At 40.7% G+C, this 17,964-nt stretch carries 16 protein-coding genes; 3 read left to right on the top strand and 13 right to left on the bottom strand.

All coding sequences use genetic code 11. The annotated features are described in order from the left end of the window. Positions 1-9: 9 nt before the first annotated feature. Positions 10-321, bottom strand: coding sequence for a cell division suppressor protein YneA (gene yneA / locus MHI58_RS09500; RefSeq protein WP_007499348.1), 312 nt, complete (start codon positions 319-321; stop codon positions 10-12). A gap of 159 nt (positions 322-480) precedes the next feature. Between yneA and lexA the strand changes: the two genes are divergently transcribed. Continuing rightward, positions 481-1,101 carry a transcriptional repressor LexA gene (gene lexA, locus MHI58_RS09495; RefSeq protein WP_007499350.1) on the top strand — a complete coding sequence of 207 codons (621 nt, stop codon included), beginning with the start codon at positions 481-483 and terminating at the stop codon, positions 1,099-1,101. 47 nt (positions 1,102-1,148) lie between these two features. Here lexA and MHI58_RS09490 read toward each other — a convergent pair whose 3' ends face one another. Further along, positions 1,149-1,592, bottom strand: a complete 444-nt coding sequence (locus MHI58_RS09490; protein WP_008343821.1) for a hypothetical protein — start codon at positions 1,590-1,592, stop codon at positions 1,149-1,151. 296 nt (positions 1,593-1,888) lie between these two features. Between MHI58_RS09490 and MHI58_RS09485 the strand changes: the two genes are divergently transcribed. Next, entirely contained in the window at positions 1,889-2,431 is a 543-nt protein-coding gene (locus MHI58_RS09485; RefSeq protein WP_017359584.1) for an IseA DL-endopeptidase inhibitor family protein, read from the top strand. Positions 2,432-2,463: 32 nt separating this feature from the next. Here MHI58_RS09485 and MHI58_RS09480 read toward each other — a convergent pair whose 3' ends face one another. From MHI58_RS09480 to MHI58_RS09445, 8 genes are all read right to left on the bottom strand, one after another. Continuing rightward, positions 2,464-3,312: an STAS domain-containing protein gene (locus MHI58_RS09480; RefSeq protein WP_045034802.1), complete on the bottom strand. Its 849-nt coding sequence runs from the start codon at positions 3,310-3,312 to the stop codon at positions 2,464-2,466. 143 nt (positions 3,313-3,455) lie between these two features. After that, positions 3,456-3,836 carry a NucA/NucB deoxyribonuclease domain-containing protein gene (locus tag MHI58_RS09475; protein ID WP_224559893.1) on the bottom strand — a complete coding sequence of 127 codons (381 nt, stop codon included), beginning with the start codon at positions 3,834-3,836 and terminating at the stop codon, positions 3,456-3,458. Between the two features lie 227 nt (positions 3,837-4,063). Then, entirely contained in the window at positions 4,064-6,058 is a 1,995-nt protein-coding gene (locus MHI58_RS09470; protein WP_368004440.1) for a glycosyltransferase family 39 protein, read from the bottom strand. A gap of 145 nt (positions 6,059-6,203) precedes the next feature. Beyond that, positions 6,204-7,112, bottom strand: a complete 909-nt coding sequence (locus MHI58_RS09465) for a serine protease (protein WP_045034804.1) — start codon at positions 7,110-7,112, stop codon at positions 6,204-6,206. 188 nt (positions 7,113-7,300) lie between these two features. Next, a complete protein-coding gene (locus tag MHI58_RS09460) occupies positions 7,301-10,444 on the bottom strand; it encodes a bifunctional cytochrome P450/NADPH--P450 reductase (protein WP_045034805.1) in 3,144 nt (1,047 codons plus the stop codon). A gap of 21 nt (positions 10,445-10,465) precedes the next feature. Then, on the bottom strand, positions 10,466-11,047 hold the full coding sequence (locus tag MHI58_RS09455; protein WP_045034806.1) for a TetR/AcrR family transcriptional regulator: 582 nt from the start codon (positions 11,045-11,047) through the stop codon (positions 10,466-10,468). 228 nt (positions 11,048-11,275) lie between these two features. Beyond that, positions 11,276-11,986, bottom strand: a complete 711-nt coding sequence (locus MHI58_RS09450; RefSeq protein WP_045034807.1) for a DUF421 domain-containing protein — start codon at positions 11,984-11,986, stop codon at positions 11,276-11,278. A gap of 76 nt (positions 11,987-12,062) precedes the next feature. Then, entirely contained in the window at positions 12,063-14,267 is a 2,205-nt protein-coding gene (locus MHI58_RS09445) for an RNA ligase (RefSeq protein ID WP_045034808.1), read from the bottom strand. Between the two features lie 107 nt (positions 14,268-14,374). On the opposite strand from MHI58_RS09445, the gene MHI58_RS09440 reads away from it, so the two are divergent. Further along, a complete protein-coding gene (locus MHI58_RS09440) occupies positions 14,375-14,566 on the top strand; it encodes a hypothetical protein (protein WP_045034809.1) in 192 nt (63 codons plus the stop codon). 13 nt (positions 14,567-14,579) lie between these two features. Here the strand turns inward: MHI58_RS09440 and MHI58_RS09435 are convergent, their stop codons facing one another. From MHI58_RS09435 to MHI58_RS09425, 3 genes are all read right to left on the bottom strand, one after another. Next, positions 14,580-15,488: a DMT family transporter gene (locus tag MHI58_RS09435; protein WP_039167701.1), complete on the bottom strand. Its 909-nt coding sequence runs from the start codon at positions 15,486-15,488 to the stop codon at positions 14,580-14,582. A gap of 330 nt (positions 15,489-15,818) precedes the next feature. Then, the gene (locus MHI58_RS09430) at positions 15,819-16,541 is read right to left on the bottom strand and encodes a lactate utilization protein C (protein ID WP_045034810.1); all 723 of its coding nucleotides are present in this window, start codon (positions 16,539-16,541) and stop codon (positions 15,819-15,821) included. Beyond that, on the bottom strand, positions 16,538-17,962 hold the full coding sequence (locus MHI58_RS09425; RefSeq protein WP_045034811.1) for a LutB/LldF family L-lactate oxidation iron-sulfur protein: 1,425 nt from the start codon (positions 17,960-17,962) through the stop codon (positions 16,538-16,540). The genes MHI58_RS09430 and MHI58_RS09425 overlap by 4 nt, the downstream gene beginning before the upstream one ends. Between the last annotated feature and the right edge of the window lie 2 nt (positions 17,963-17,964).

Here is a 17,964-nt window from a genome sequence, read left to right as displayed (position 1 = left end):
TCGACCTTTCTACTGTACTGTTGCAAGTTGATATACGACTGGATGCTCTTTTTTAACTGGAATGACAAGGATATCTCCCGGCTGGATGTCAGTTGAAGCGAGATCATTGTGTTCAGTTACCCAGTCAATAAAAGCATTTTTATCGATTGATTTACTGTCGTTTACTTGATCAGCTAATCCCCAAAGAGTATCACCTGATTGAACCTCTATTTTAACATATTGATTTGGATCATTATGGCTAGTGACTGCAATAAGTGAGAGAAATATGCCAACGATGAATGAGAATAGCCCAATAAAAATAATAGATTCCTTTAACCTCATAATGTCATCTCTCCTAATAGAATGTGTGTTCGTTCTTTCTGACACTCATTATAAATACGAACAAACGTTTCTGTCAAACGTTTTTTTCGAACCTATGTTTGTACTGTTAGGAAAAACATGCTATAATTTCTTTAAAATTGACGTTTTGAGGTGCAAAAGATGACGAAGCTATCAAAAAGACAACTCGATATCCTGAAATTCATAAAAGAAGAAGTAAAAAGCAAGGGTTATCCCCCATCCGTTCGTGAAATTGGCGAAGCTGTCGGTCTAGCATCAAGTTCAACTGTCCATGGACATTTAGCTAGACTAGAAACGAAAGGTTTAATTAGAAGAGACCCAACAAAACCTAGAGCGATCGAAGTACTAGATGAAGAGGAAATGAATATTCCAAAGAGCGCTGTAATGAATGTTCCAGTCATCGGAAAAGTCACAGCAGGCTTGCCTATCACGGCTGTTGAGAATGTAGAAGAATATTTCCCACTTCCAGAAACTTTTGCAGCGCCAGATGAACAAGTCTTTATGCTTGAAATTATGGGAGAAAGTATGATTGATGCAGGTATTTTGGACAAAGACTACGTCATTGTGCGTCAGCAAAGCACTGCCAACAATGGAGATATTGTGGTGGCTATGACAGAAGAAGATGAAGCAACAGTGAAACGTTTTTATAAGGAAGATACACACTTTAGATTACAGCCCGAGAATCCATCAATGGAACCGATTATTTTACAGAATGTGAGTATACTAGGTAAAGTGATTGGCGTATTTAGAAATATTCATTAAAAAAAGCCGGTATTTCATCAACGTTTGATGAGAGCCGGCTTTTTCTTTTATGAACAAGAATATGCAAGAATACTAGAGCTTGGAAACGAGCCAAATGTAAAGTTCGGCCATATAAAACCCGTTGTACGGCCAAAAGGTTGCGACGAAAGAACATACATGAGAAATACTTGACCGTTTCTAAGGAACACAATGGTCCACCTTCTATTACATCCAGCTGCAAATTGAACCGTTTGCTGGCTTCCGCCTACACTCTGCCCTGCAATGAGCGGCTGCATACTTTGAGGCTGAGAAACTGCTTGTTGATATTGCGAGATGATATGCTGCGGCGGGGCTGGCGGGACCGATTGTCCTCCTGCACCTTGCCCTTGCCCAGTCCCTCCGAATGGCAAGCCGGGAAATCCTCCAACTTGAGAAATAGGAAACGCCGGCATGCTTTGTACCTGCCGATCGTACAAGTACCCATTCCACGTACCTTCATATGGATTATACATACTAAACACCACTTTCTTAGACATTCATCACGACAGTATATGTCATACATAAAAAAAGAGTGTTGAGGAGACAAATAGAAATCTTTCCAAAAGACGTTTTATTCTTCTTTAGAACGGTTAAATACTAATGAGGAAGAAAAAAATAAAAAAATGAAAACTTTTTGTCTCCCTCAAACGTTATATATGTAGAAAGAAAAGAAATAAAAAACATTTAGATTTAATACTTGTAATATCTCTGTAACTATTGTAACATTTGTAACATAAGAAGTTTTCATTGAGAAAAGGAGGCAATCGCCTTGAAAAAATTATTTGTTTTATTAACCGCTATTATGCTTATGATCTCATTACAAACAACAACACTGGCCGCTTCCAAAAAATCAGCCGCTTTGACAAATAAAGAAGCGTTACATATTGCCCTTGATGCAAGAGAACACTTTTGGAGTGCGATGTCAGGCTACAACATTAAAGAGCATTCAGATTACAAATTAAAATCATTTACTTATAAAGATATGACTTACAACTACCTGTCTAAAACATTTGATACAAAGAAAAAACTAAACAGCTATCTATCTCAAGTGTTCACAAAAGATGCCATTACTCACGGTTTAAAAGACTATCAGTTCATCGTTCATAAAGGAAAAATGGCTGTGCCAGTTGGTGACGGAGACAATATGCTTAATTGGGATAAGGCAACACCTAAACTCGTCTCTAAGAAAAGTACAATCCGCACATACGAATTCACAGTTCCAACACTTGATGGACGCAAAGTAAAACGTACTGTCACTTTCGAGAAAGTACAAAACGAGTGGAAAGTAACAAAAATTGACGCTGTGATCTAAATAAAAACCAGGCCGTTTACTAGGCCTGGTTTTTATTTGGATGAAAATTCAGTCATACGATCTAAAGCGTGAGCAAGTGATGAAGCCGTTTGAAATTCATTAAAAGGAAGTCCAAGCTGTACAGCCGTTTGAGCAATTTCTGGTCTAATGCCTGAAATGGTCGTATCAACCCCAATTAACCGAAGTGACGTGACAAGATCAAAGATTTGATGTGCTACCATCGTATCAATGATGACGACACCTGATAAATCAATACATAAATGTTGAACACCTTTTTGCGAACACTGTTTTAATGTATTTTCTAAGATAATCTTTGCTCGCGCAGTGTCAATATCTCCAACTAAAGGCAATAAGGCAACATGACTTTTTAACACAATGACTGGGGAACTCAGCTCATAAATCATGTCTCTTTGTGCAACGAGTTTTTTGGTGGTATTTTTCACATATTGCTGAATAAAGACATGAATTGAAATGTTAAATGCCTCAGATATCAAATCATACCAATAAAATATTCGGTCAATGTCAATATCACCTTGATGCTGTTTTATAAACTCTTTTAAGTAATGAAGAACCACTCTTTGATTGGACATATATTCTCTCACGACGTAATCTAGTGGCGTGTTCAAGTGCTTCGGATCACTTGCTAAGTCTTCAGACCATTTTTTAAATTTCGTATGTAAATACGTCTTGTCTTCAATAAGTGCGCGGATAAAATGCTGATAATAATCTTGATTTTGCCGTTTAAGCTCTGCTATGATGCTGGAATCTGTTGAACGATAAATGGATTCTGGATCATCATCCTCAATTGATTCATACCATGCTTCAGTCAGTTTCTCTGCATGTTGCATGAAAAAATCGTATAATGCACGGTTCTTTTCCATAAGCATATGTCCCTTCACATTTTCTACTTGTCATTCTTTATACCTGATGGATTGATTGTACCACTGAATCTTTTGTACCTGCTAGCTCGAATACGCTCCTGTTGAACAAAAAAAGCCCCTCTCAAGGAGCCTCTTGTCTATGTTTATTTGACAATAAATAAAATTCGTTTCCCGTCAGGATACCCGCTGATTTGATGCCCGACCCATGAACCAGCGCCTCTATTATCTGATGGACTGACATATTGAACGCTCGCCCCCTTTCCTCCTTCAAGACACACTGCCATCGGCCATTCATCCCGGTCAAAACCAGGTTTTGTGGGAATTCCTTTTAATGATTCTTGCCTGCGGGCATCTGCCCCATTTCGGTCAATGGTACACACGTCTGAGTGCCCTTTTCGAATAGCTTCTTGAATATGACTGCCTGTTTCAGGATATCGTTCCTTAGGAAATTGAATCACATGATCATAACGATCTGCTCCTTTTGCGGAACGATCCTCTCCAAAACCACCTAATAACGCACCCATCCAAATGACAAAACAAAGAACGACAGCAGCGATCCAGCCTTTTCTCATCTTCAAAAGCTCGTGACCTCCTCATACTTTTGATGAAATGATGTTGACTTGAAGGGAATGAGTCATTTTTAATGTATGAGTGGCTGAGTGATGACATGTGAAAAACATGAGCTGAATCTTCCTGGATACTGATCCATAAGAAAAAACGAATGATCTCTTCATCATTCGCCTTGTTCTACTTAAGATATTTCATCTACTCTATATAATGTTTCGTTTTGTGAAGACATCTCGGATGGCATCCCCTCTTCAGCTGATGTGGATCGTTTATATTCTTCAGATGAGATGACTGTACCATGTGATTTAATCCAGCTAACCAATTTGCTGTTAGCTGATGACTGATTGTCTGGTAATAAAAAGTATTTCACCTTTCCTTGTTGAATAAGTGCTTTTAATTTGTTGACAGTCAAAATAGGATCTGTCCCATTAAAACCGCCTAAAGCCATGACATTCTCATCTTCATCAATGATATATGGCGCTGCGGTAACAGTTGTAAGCGTTGCAAATAAATACGTTTCACCTGTTTGATGAGCCTTTAAATAAGTGAGTAAGCCTTGATCGACACTAGATGTAAACATGTTCCCTCCTCGTGAACTAGCCAGCTGTACACCTGCCTCTGGAAGAACAGCATTTCCACCATATATGATTGGGGTGGCGGACCAAAAACCTGGAAACAGTAACAGCGTTGTCAAAGCAGTGATGAGCAGTCGTTTCATGATCAATTGTTTTTCTCTGTACATCAGCAATAGGATAGCGATACTTGTTCCCGCAATCGCAATGGCATACATCCAAATACTACTGATTTGAGTCGTATAGTTACTCAAAATATACCCTTGGAAGATGGCTGTAACAGCGATTGCTGCTGGAAGCAAATACGCAGATACTCCTTTGTTAGCCTTAAATAACTCTCCCATCTTCTTAGCTCCTATGCCGCATAGTGCTGCAATAGGCGGGGCAAGCATAATGAGATAGTAATGGTGAAAGAAACCCGCAATACTAAAGAATCCGGCAGCAGGAATCAGCCATGCTGTCCAAAACATCGTTTGTTTCCATTCATTTAATTGAGCTTTTCTCTCCTTCCACCAGCTGATGATCATCCCCAAAAGTCCAAACAAAGCAAACGGCAGCATCCAGCTGATTTGACCTGACAATGCAGATTGAAATAAACGAAATATACCGGGATTCCCAGTACCATACATATTCATACTTTGTTGACCTACAGCACTTCCAGGCGGAGAACCACCACCTGGACCATGTTGAGGTGGCGTCATTTGATTTTGGGATGGAGGCGGCTGATTTCTGTTTGACTGATCCTCTGACGAATTCCCTAATCCAGAATTGTCTGGCATCATCATACCTGCTTGCTGGTTCATGTCTCCAAAGGATTTCCCTGTCGTCTGACCAAGCAGCCGTTCCGTGCCGTTATACCCAAAGGCAAGTTCTAACACTGAATTTGTTTGGCTGCTTCCCACATAAGGGCGCTCACTTTCAGCTGTCATATCTACAGCAACTGCCCACGATAGAGATAAGCAGACTAATACGACGATCGAGCATAAGAGAGAGAAAATTTTCTTTTTTAACGGTACACGAGCAGCAATGAAATAGTAGAAAATAAATGCTGGAACGACCATAAACGCTTGCAGCATCTTCATATTAAATCCTACCGCTACCAAAGCGAAGGCCATAAGAAGCCAGCGCATCTTTCCGCTTTTTACAGCACGCATTAAGAAATACGTACCCGCAAGTAATGTGAAGACGAGCATACTGTCGATATTGTTTGTTCTGCTCACAGCTGCGGCAATTGGCGTGAGAGCCATAACGGCCGCTGACACCCTTGCAGCACCTTGACCGAAAGCCGGTTTTATCATGAGATAAAGAAGAAGAACAGACCCCACTCCAGCAAGTGCCTGCGGCAATATCACACTCCATGTATGAAAACCAAAAATAAGTGCACTGATGGTTTGAATCCATAAAACGACGGGTGGTTTATCAATTGATACGAATCCAGCTGCATCAAATGAGGCATAAAAAAAGTGATGGAAACTTTTGGACATACTTTTGACTGCAGCTAAATAATATTGATTGGCACTGTCATTCTGCCAAATTTGATAAGTGTAGAGAAATGCTGCAATCAATAAAATCAACAACAATATCATATCTATTTTTTTATTTTTCACTCATATCTCTTCTTTCTTTTTCATTTATTTCATTCAGCATAGCTTTTAAATATGAAATAGTGATGAACAAAAAAAGAAACTTTTCTGCATTTGACGATAAAAAAAGCCTGTCCCCTGTAAAGGAAACAAGCTGATTGTTCTATTTCTATTGCGCCTTCGCATAGTTGATAAATTCAACAAAAGCAGCAGTCGCTTTTGGTCCGCCGTTGATCGTTCCGTTTGAATAACCCGCATTATGGACCCCGACGATTTGTTGGTTCTGATCTAGCATCGCAGAGCCAGAGTTTCCGCTAAATGTATCGATCGTATAGTATGCGAGATTCGTATCTTCTCTCGTGACTGGACCTGACATTTCCCATTGTGACACTTTGCCAGTCGATCTCATTTTATCACCTGGATATCCAGAAATTTTAATTGTTGTACCTGTTAGATTTGTCACTTGACGAATGGAGCGATAGCCGACCGTATTTCCAATGTTCGTATCTGTTTTAATGACGGCAAAATCATATTGACTCGCCCCCGTGTTGATATATCCGCTTGGTACATAGAATTCGGTCATGTTTGCTGAGCCGTTCACGGCCGTGCTGTCATTCATGCCTGGGTAGACAGACCCTTTTGCACTATAGCTTCTTGTAGCTGTATTGTAGACGCAGTGTCCGTTTGTCAATATTTTGTTTGGAGCAATGAGTGTTCCGGTGCAGCTAGATCCACCAAATGTAATATAAGCAATAGAATTATAGGGGGCTACTCTTGTATTCGTCACTTTTGTTCTACCATCGTCTCCAATGACTACTTTTGTTTGAAAATCTTTTAAATATGTTGTGAGTGGTTTTACTTTTTCGCCAATAGTAGAAGAGAGATCATCCACTTTGTCAAAGGATGAGGGGGTTTTCATATCGTTGTGGAAGTCAGCTGAAGAAATCACCTTTCCGTCAGAAGTCACCATGTCATAATCAGACGTAAGTACTGAATCAGATGCTGCATGGGCAAAACTAGGCACACTTAAAGCACCAAAAACGAGTAGAGAAGGGATTAATTTTTTCACCTTTTTCATCATATTCCTCCTTTATGTCCTATATCGAAAATGATACGATTGTTTCATATTGGAGTAAATGAGAGAATATTCTTATTTTTTACAAAATATTTCATTTGTAAATTAGGTGTTTCGTATCTTCCAAATATTTATTCTAGCGATCTCTCTATGAAAAAAGAAAAACCGCCATTTTGGCGGTTTCAACATGATCAGCTCCATACATCTTTTACATATCTGTTGTCATTGGCTAGAGATGTCAGCCATTGTTCAGCTGTTTCTTTCGCACACTGTTTCTCAGTCTGATACAGTTCAATAAGTGTTGCCTCGACATCTGGTGCCATGACCTTTCCATCCCCGCAAATATACAGATAGGCGCCTTTGTCGAGCAATTCAATGAGCTTGGCTCCATCATTTTTAATGAAGTGCTGGACATACACTTTTTGCTCCTCATAGCGAGAGTAAGCACGGTGGATGGTGACGACTCCTTTTTCTTGTGCAAGCTGCATTTCGTCATAATACAGATCATCTTCATGCGGGTGGCGGCAGCCAAAATAAAGATGGGCTTCACCTAACGACTTCCCTTCATTTTGCCATGCTTCCCTTGCCTGAATGAACCCTCTAAACGGGGCGATACCTGTTCCTGGTCCAATCATGATCATTGGTATTTCAGGAGAAGGCGGCAATTCGAATCCTGCTTGAGCTTCATGAAGGAAGCAGGCCACTTCATCTCCTTCTTGCAGTCCGCATAAATAGTTTGATGCGACGCCTGCGTATTCACCGCGTCCGCTCCATGATTTTCCTTTCACAACAGCTACTGTGATACTAAGCCTCTTTTCATCTATCTTTGGCGAACTGGAGATCGAGTAATAACGAGGCTTCAATCCTGGTAAAAGGGCTAAGAAATGATCAAATGGCAGTTCACATGCTTCGTATTGTTCTAGTAAATCCAGCATGGTCACACGCTTCTTTAATACAGCTTCTTGATAAATGTCTCCCGCCATTTGTTCAAGTTCAATACGATGAGGTGGGCATACCGTATATTTTGCAAGTTCTCTTAGCTGAGTACGTGTCACAGGCTCTTGCAACTCTACATGTGACGCCAGCAATTCTCCGACTTGAATTGGCTGATTTAATGGTAAATGACTTGCTTCTCTTTCCGAAGAGAGTATCATGTGCTGCTTGGGATCCAGCTTAAAACGATCGGTCACTCGCTGAACGAGTGTTGCACTATTTTTTGGCACGATTCCGATATGATCTCCTTCTTTATAGTGCTTGCCTTCAGGTAATTGAAGTTCGATATGCCTTGTTTGGCGGGTACTTTTTTCAGATTGTAATTCTTGATTTTTCAATACAACAGCTGAAAAGGCACCGTATGTTTTAGCTACAGGACGTTCCACTAGCTCATTCGTATATGCAATGGATAGGTTTGGCTTTTCTTGGCGTTTCTCCTGCAAGGTTAAATTGAATTCTTTTGCAAGCTCATCGAAGACTGTCTTCTGGAATGTTTCTTTATCTTCATCCATATCACCGCCCGCATCGCCTTCACCAATATCCGTTACACGCTTCGCCCCTTTTCTTTCAAGTGCTTCATCAATCAGACGAGGAATACGCTGATACGTGCTCGCCCAATTTCGATCCCCACACCCAAAGACTGCAAATGTCACGTTTGATAGATCTTGCTCCTCATCCTGCGTCACCCAATCCACAAACTGTTTCGCATGATCAGGCGGATGACCGTTGTATGAAGCCGTTACAATTAAAACTGCTCCTGACTTTGGTAACTTTCGAGTATAATCATCAAGCGGTGCCGTTGTCACGTCAAACCCTTTTGCTTTTCCGTCTTCAGCCAATTCGTTTGCCATCTGCTTTGCTGTGCCAAGATTTGATCCGTACAAGACTAGTAGCGGTGTTCCATGACTCGCTATTTTTGCTTCAGCAGATGCCGTGCTTTTTGTTGGTTCTTCTTTCGGAGGCGCCATAAAGAATTGCTGCTTTCTTGGCCGCACTTTGATTTTAAAATCATTCGGCTTAATCGTCAGGGATTCTTTTAAATCCAGTTCATACGACGTATGGTCAATCAGTTCAAGGTTGTGCAGAACCATCGCCAGAACCATCGTGGCTTCATGAAGGGCAAATTGCATCCCAATACATGCACGCTGTCCATTCCCAAAAGGCTTGTAGGCATGCTGCGGGATTTTTTCAGGGTGCAGAAACCGCTCTGGTTTAAATTCTTCCGCATCCTCTCCCCAAACCGCTTGATCACGGTGTAATTTAGGAAGCAGCACAGTCACACTTTGGTTTTTCTCAATCGGAAATTTCCCTCCGATTACTGTGTCCTCTTTAGCGTAAACTGAGAAAGAAGGCGCAGTCGGCCAAAGTCGAAGTGCCTCATGTAACACCATACGGGTGTAGCTTAGCTGTTGCACCTGCTTAAATGTCGGCAGACCGTCCTGTAGCACCTCATCTGCTTCTTGGACGGCTTTCTTTAGTTTCTCTGGATTCTTTAATAAGAAATAAATCGCAAATGATAGCAGACCACTTGTCGTTTCATGCCCCGCAATTAAGAAGGTAATGATCTGATAACGGATATTTTCATCGGACAGACGCTCACCTGTTTCAGGGTCCGTCGCATGCAGCATAAGGGACAGCAAATCATCGCCCATTTTATCTTGTTTTTTCCGTTCCTGAATAATATCATCTACTAATCGCTTCATAAAATCGACATTTTGCTCAAATTCTTTTCTTCTTTTGATCATGAGTTTATCTGCAATCGGCCATCTTTTCGATTGGTCCATCGCTTCATTTAAGCCTTTCAGCATGCTTTCGATAAATGGATGCTGATTCTCTTTATAAAAGCTGTTAAACCGAAAATCAAAACCGCAAAGACCAATTGTATCTAAAGTGAGTTTTGTCATATCCTCTGCTACTTCAATTTCTTCATCGCGGCCTGTTCTTTGCCATTTTTGCACAAGCTGCGTTGCAATATCGAGCATCATCTCGTGATAGCCCTTCATCGCCTGCTGACTAAACGCCGGCATCAAGATTTGATGAGCTTTTCTCCAGTTTGGTTCTTCTGTCCAGCTTGTAAATAGGCCATCTCCTGCAAATGCTCTTGCTTTATCAAGACTAATCCCGATGAATTTATCGAATCGGCTCTCATCACATACTTCTTGGACAAGCTCATGACTGGAAACAAAAACACCGGTTATATCTGAAAATTCAAATTGATAAATCCCTCCTAATTCATCTGCCAGCCGCCAAAAGGTTTGAGAAAGCTCTCCTTTTTTGATATGAGGAATATTTTTTAAAGGTCCGTATGTTTTTGGTTTTGGAATGATTGATGTTTGTTGCATGTGCCCACTCCCTTTATTTCTTTATGATGCAACGCTAATGGCACGCCATAAGCATTGCTCAATATCTTCTAAAAATTCAATCGTTGGTTCAATTTCCTCTGCTAGAATCTGTTTATGAAGCTGAACGAACGCTCCAAATACAATGGATAAAATCGTTCTCCCTGAAAGATTTGGATGAATTCCATTCTTTTTGCCTTCTTCAAAAATATGAAATAGCTCATTTAATAGCTGCTGCATCTTCTCTTTACTTGTCTCATCTAAATAGTGTGAGCGTTTGTCAATTTCTAAGAAGTACAGACCACTTGGATTCTCTTTTGTAAAGAGCACTAAGCAATAAAAGACATGTTTGAAATAAGCCCTGATGCTTGCTTTAGGGTCTGGACTGTTTGTATTCACCTTGTCGATAAATGCAGTCAGGCTTCGCTGGTATAAAATGTTCACAAGAGCTTCTTTACTATCAAAATAACGATAAATGGTTCCTGCTCCAACATTGGCTCTTTTCGAAATCATCGGCATCGTTGTACCGTCAAAACCCCGTTCAATAAATAAGTCCAGAGAAGCCTTCATAATCTGCTCCTGTTTATCAGAAGTTGCTGCGGGCATTTCATCCTCTCCTTTCGCTGTAATAGGAATGAATGTTCATTCCGCTTGATGTATATTATATTAATATTTTAAATTCTTCTATTTATACTTAAACATACTTATTTTACTCCGTCACTACATTTTCTGAAAATAATAATAATTGAGAAATGATACCTAGATAGATGACATCCAAATGACTTATAAATATTGGCAGTTTTGTGACGTGTGGGTGTCGTCCGTACTACATATTCATTCTTGGTCAATTGGAGAATGGATGTGATCGTCATATGTATCAATATATAAACTGCCATTACTTGAACGAACCGCATAAACAATGTCTTTTAAAGACAGTTGCCTTTTTCGAAGTTCTTCATAGATCCACTGCTCCGTTAATTGGTTTTCATGAAGGTTTTTCAAAATGAGCTTTCCGTCCATAATGACTTCAATGGGCATGTAACGCTCTGCCTGCATCCACAGGTTAAGATCTTTTCGCGTGACATAATCAAATGAAGGGTATTTTTTCACTGACATATGCCCATCTGTTTCAATCATTGCAAATTCAACTTCACTAATGTCAAACACATTCTTTTCTCTGAGCTGTTGATTTAAATAATCAAGTGTATACCTCATTCCTTTCATATTCTCTTCAAGGATTTTGCCATTTTGAATCACAAGCGTTGGTTTACCCGCCATAAAACCTCTCATCTTCCGGCTTCTTAAAGCAAGTAAAGAAATGACATAAATGATGATCACAAGTGACACAAAAGATATGGTGGTGTGATGAAGCGGAAGCGTAGTATTAAACGCCAGGTTCGCCGCAATTGAACCTAGACTGATCGCTGCGATGAAATCAAAAATATTCATTTGCGCAATGGTTTGCTTTCCAAGAAGACGGGCACCGCCGAATAAAATAGCAAAAGCAAATATGGTTCGAAGAATGACTTCAATGTGATCTGGCATTTCAGCTTCCACCTTTCGATTTCATGAAAAAAAGCCTTTTCTCTAGAAAAGACTCTTTGTTAGACTATGCATTTGTTCAGTCATTATTCAAATGGCCCACTTCCGTTTGCTCAAATTGTGAACGCAGCTCAATGATTGAGCTGTTTCTCACGTTTACTGGATCTTGCTCGAGCAGCCATGTATAAAATCTTGCTTGCTCTGCTGTTTGCAAAGCCTGCATATATTTTTGGGTGGAGCGCTTATCTGCAACACGCTGTTTAATGGATCGCATTTGCTTCCAAAATTGATAATAAGGAAGCTTTAACTTGGTCATAAAGCCGCTGTTATCCTCAATGACATAACCTTCTTCTTTGATTGTGTCATCATGTGATACAGATTGATACCATTTATAGAAAGAGGTCCAATCATGAAACACTGCCACTTTCTGTTTACACCGCATGCCAAGTTGTTCACTGAGCCTTTTCACTTCAGCAAATGGTTCTTTTTCATAGCTCAGCTGACGCTTCACGATATCAAGTAAAATGAGTTGATCATGATCATATGTGATAATATGCGGGTCTTTCTCTGGCAAAATGACTTCAAATACAAGGGATACATGGTTGTCGCGTACGTATGATTTGATGTAATCGACCTGCACATCGTCAAAGGTCGCATAAAATAGCTCTTCGACCCAAGCAGCATGCTGATTTTGCTTCACATGTGACGTATACGATTTGGACGTAAACACCAGTTCATCTTTTATGTCGTTAAACCCAACCGTGCCTAAGTATCCATTTGCTTTATCATAGACCGTCACAGGAAATTGAAGATGATTCACTAGATGCTGCATTCTGGTTTCAGGACGTTCATCAATATTAAAGAACTTATTATAACTTCTAGACACAATCTGCTTTGAAGTCATATTGATAAACAAGCCTCTTGCTTTGACATTTATTTCATCCCATTGTCTTTCACTAAATGCTTTTTTGGTGAAATTAAAAGATGAAATATCGTGTGGCAGCTTTAATTCTTGTACATATTCATGCTGATCTAAATGGGCTAAGAAATCATCCAGCGTCACATTGGGCTGAACAAAGACCGGTTGTTTGTTTTCAGAAGCTCTGTAGACAGGATTATCAATTTCATGTGTCTCAATCCCGCCTGCTGTGATTTTTAACACACGCAGCTGTCCGCCAAATTCAACCTGACCTTCGAGATTATAAGATCTTTCCGCCGCTTGGATAGGCAGTCTATATAAATTGCGATGACCGTGAATTTGAATGATATCTAATCCAGAAGTATTTTGCACAAATAAGTGGTCAATGTCATCTGAATATTCACCTACTCCGTGAATAAGCTGCTGCGTTGAGACATGCAGAAGCTCTTCTGGCAAATGGGCAAGCCCACCATGGGTGACAAGAAATGTCTGACCATGATACGTAAAATAGGTGAGCTGATGAAATGTTCTGACAAACTTCCTTAATTCTTTTAGGTCAAAACCTGCTTCCGCAATTTCAGGCGCAGTATGACGGTTAAACATATTACTTCTCACTTTTTCTTCATGTGCATATTTGTAAAGATGCTGATCATGATTTCCTTCAATGACGATCACATTGCGGCATTCTCTATGTGCCAGCATCCATTCTAAAACTTCCTTGTTTTCTATTCCTCTATCAAGCAAATCACCTGCAAAGATATAAAGCTCGTTTTCTTTCAAGTCTCCTTGCAAATAAGTATTTAGAGCTGTGTAACAGCCGTGAATATCACCGAAGACGTGAATGGCCTCATACTGATCAAAAGACCTGGGCTGATACGTCATAATGGCTGGATATTCCTCAGGCGTCAAAACGGTTACCCATGAAGGCACCTTCTCTGTCTTTAACCGTTCATTCATTTGATATAACACAGATTCCTTCACTACTTTGTGCGGCTCTCGACCGCGATTTTGCAGCAGGGCTGTTTCAAGAGGCACTTGCGTAAAATCGACGACATACACTCTATAGCGATATGAAGTAGCCAATGACTTATACTGCGAAATGGACTTACTTGTGACATGTGTTGCATCAATGACAGTAAAGTCTCCTCGTTCCATTCGGGCTGTGAGGAGTTCAAATAATAAAGACCAGACTTTATGATCATGTTTGCTTGAAATTTCCGGTTTCCCATTGACTGATAACTGCGGAGGCTGGGTTAACAGACGGATTTGATCCGCTGATAATGTATATGGTTCTAAGCCTTGTTCTTTGATCCAAGTTGATTTACCTGCACCTGGGAGACCTCGTAAAAGGACTAAAGTTCTCATAATGGTTCTCCTTTAATGAGTGATATTTTACCTATTATAGATAAATTATGGATAAATCTCAATCTTTTATTGATTATGGTAATATATAGATATAAGGAGGGTTACACATGCCTAATGAAGCGAATACTGCATTCAACATTGGGGATATCGTATTCCAAGTATTTTCTCTTCTATTCATTGCGTTGATCGTGACCATCATTGTGATTGCCATTCGAATGATAAGAAGAAAACAAGTGGAATTGAAGAAAGTCGAGGCTAGATTAAACAAAGTAATTGAAAAAAATCATTTAAAAGAGTGAAAAAATCCGGGAGTTAACCGGATTTTTTTGTTTTCATCACGATTCCTTGTCGCTGCTGCATCAAAAAGAAAAAGACACCTAAAAGGACAAGAAGACCACCGAACATTTGTAGCAGCGTGACTTTCTCTCCAAGCAGTAAAACAGCGAGTATCGTTGCCCCAACAGGTTCGCCTAGAATACTCATTGAAATAGTTGTCGCATTCACATAGGTTAACAGCCAGTTGTTAATGACATGGGACATGGTAGGGATAATGGCGAGCAGTAAGAAAATCCCCCATTCTTTACCCGAATAGCCTACAAAAGGCGTTTGCTGTATAAGGTTAAATAAAATTAAAAAAAGGCCGGCAAAACCAAATACACAAAAACTATAAATCCAATGAGATATCTTTCTCACAGCTTGTTGACCGATTAATAAATAACAAACAACAGCGATTACACTGAAAAAGGATAAAATGTCTCCTATAATGGCGTCTTGGCTATGTCCGACATCCCCCCATCCAATCATGAGCGCACCAACAATCGCCGCACACATTGTGAAAATGGCTGACTTCGTTGTTCGTTCACGAAAAATGAGAAATCCGCCTAATAATGACACCATCGGTTGAAGTGCAATGATGATTGTAGAGCTCGCCACTGTGGTGAGCTTCAATGAGCCGAACCACAAAACAAAATGGAGCCCTAAAAAGAAACCTGACATACATAAGAAAAACCAGTCTCTCCGCTTTAACGAGACAAACTCTTTTTGACGCGGCAGAATAAAGGGAAGCATCAAAACCGCCGCAAATATCATTCGATACATACTTAAAATAGCAGCAGGCGCACTTGACCACTTCACAATAATGGCCGAAAACGAAATCGCAATGATGGAGATCACAAGCGGCACCGCAATCGACTTCTTTGGAGCATTTGTCTTCATTTCCATTAGCAGCTTCCTTTACATCAGCAGTAGATGAGCTTCTCATCTTGTATGACGTCATCTTACTATGACTATTCGCCTAGAGGCAAGATGAATTTTAAGAATGTTTACATAAAAAAGGCTTTCTTCACGAAAGCCCCAGATTGTTGACAAAGGGCTAAAATGAACTTTATTTTAGCCCTTTGTCTTCTTTTCAGCGTGATAGAAAACCTTTGCAGCCCTAGGAAGGACGAGCATCGGCGCGGAGCGAATTTGACATTCGTGAGCACCGAAGCGCAGGACTGACAACGATTGCGAGGGTTTGTCTACACGCTGAAGCTTTCTTCACGAAAGCCCTTATTCATCATCTATTAATACATACACAGCCCGCACCGGCCCATGAACACCAACCACTAAATTCATTTCAATATCGGCAGAATTACTTGGACCTGATATAAAATGAATGGCGCCTTTCGTCTGCTCTCCTTCTTCTACTAAGCGATGAAGAGCTGAAACAGCATGAATCATCCGCGGGACAATTGTGCTTTTTTCAATACATACGATATACATCATCGGTAAAAAATGAAGTGCTCTCCCTTGACCTTGATGGGACGAAAGAACAACCGTTCCGGATTCTGCAAGTGTGTAATCGCTGAATACCACTGCATATTTCGCTTGTTCTGCCTGCCTTATATTTTCTTCTCTTGATGTATCTGCATTCCAGCTAGTGACTGAGATTCCTTCTTTCTGCAAGGCTTGAAACATAGGATGACATTCATATTGTGCAAAACGTCTATCGCTCGAAGTCATCACAGGACCTTCTCCATACTCTTTCATCAATAATCGTAACGTTGAGGGTGCTTCTTTCGGCGTTGTTTCTACCACTCTCGTATGAATTTGCTGACATTGCACCTTCAATTGCTCTACCAATTCTTCTTTCGACAGACCTTCATTTGTTTCCCAATTGACTCGATGCTTCCAAACCGGACACCGAATAGATGCAGGCTTGGAGGAGCTTTTGCCTAATTGTTGCTGGATATGTGCTAAAAATGGATCTCGATGAGAAATGGTACCTTTCATTGCCGCTCCTCCTTTTGTTTCTTTTTAAACCAATCCCGAAACCTTTCTTTGCTTGGCGCTGGGAGGTCACGAATTTCTGTCCAATTCTTTAAAGGACCCGCACCTTTTGAAATCTGTCCGTTTGAAGCCATACGTTTCAAGAGCACAGGGGCTGCTTTTGTGCCAAATCGATACATTCTAGGAGTGGATGCGCCCATTCCGAACATTTTCATTGCCATCATTTCCGCTTTAGGCGCTCTCCCCTCTTTTTCAACGATGGCTTGTCGATGTTTGATTAATAATTCGTGAAGTGGAATTTTCACTGGACAAGCATCTGTACAGGCTGCGCATAAACTTGAGGCGAAAGGAAGCTCTTGGTAGTCGTCATATCCTCCAAGTAGTGGCGAAAGAACAGCGCCAATCGGACCCGGGTAAATTGATCCGTACGAATGACCGCCAACATGCCGATAAACGGGGCACACATTGATACAGGCTGCACACCGAATACATTGCAAAACTGGCTGAAATTTCGTCCCTAATATATTTGACCGTCCGTTATCCACAATGACCAAATGAAACTCTTCTGGTCCATCGACCTCTCCTTCTCCTTTTGGTCCCACGACAGAGATATAGCTTGTTAACTTTTGACCGACTGCGCTTCTGCACAATAGACCGACAAGAACATCGAGCTCCTCCATCGTTGGTACAAGCCGCTCCATCCCCATGACTGCGATATGTGTCTTTGGAATGGACGTGACAAGATCCGCATTCCCTTCATTCGTCACAAGACAAATCGATCCTGTGTCAGCCACAGCAAAGTTACAGCCCGTCACACCAATATCTGCTTCAAGAAATTTTTCCCGTAACAAAGCTCTTACAAATTTGGTCATTTCTTCAGGAGTCTCTGACATATCATATCCAAGCTTTTCGTGAAAAACTTCCCGTATTTGTTCTTTCGTCATATGAAGGGCTGGTGCCACGATATGTGAAGGTGGTTCATGGTCATCAACTTGAAGAATATATTCTCCAAGATCGCTTTCAACTACCTCGCAGCCAATCTCTTCTAGCGCTTCATTCATTTCAATTTCTTCTGTGACCATTGATTTTGATTTCACGATCTTTTTTGCTGCTTTTTTTTGTGCTACATCTTGAATGTACGCCGATGCCTCTTCCTTTGTTTTTGCAAAAAACACATGACCTCCACGTCTACTCACGCTCTCACTTAATTGATATAAGTAGTCATCAAGGTGGGCAAGTGTATGCTGCCTGATGTCCTCTCCAAGTGCACGCCACTTTTCCCAGTTTCCCAGCTCTTCACTTGCAGTCATCCGTCTTTTATACAGACGCTCCTGTGCAGAGGAAACAGCTCCTCTCATCACAGCGTCTTCTAATCCTTCGCCGATCCGCTCTTTAAAAGCCTTCTCTCCAATTTTCATACTCATGT

This window comes from Bacillus sp. FSL K6-2869, assembly GCF_040869405.1.
Lineage (GTDB): Bacteria > Bacillota > Bacilli > Bacillales > Bacillaceae > Bacillus > Bacillus altitudinis.
This window is presented reverse-complemented; position numbering and strand designations above follow the sequence as displayed.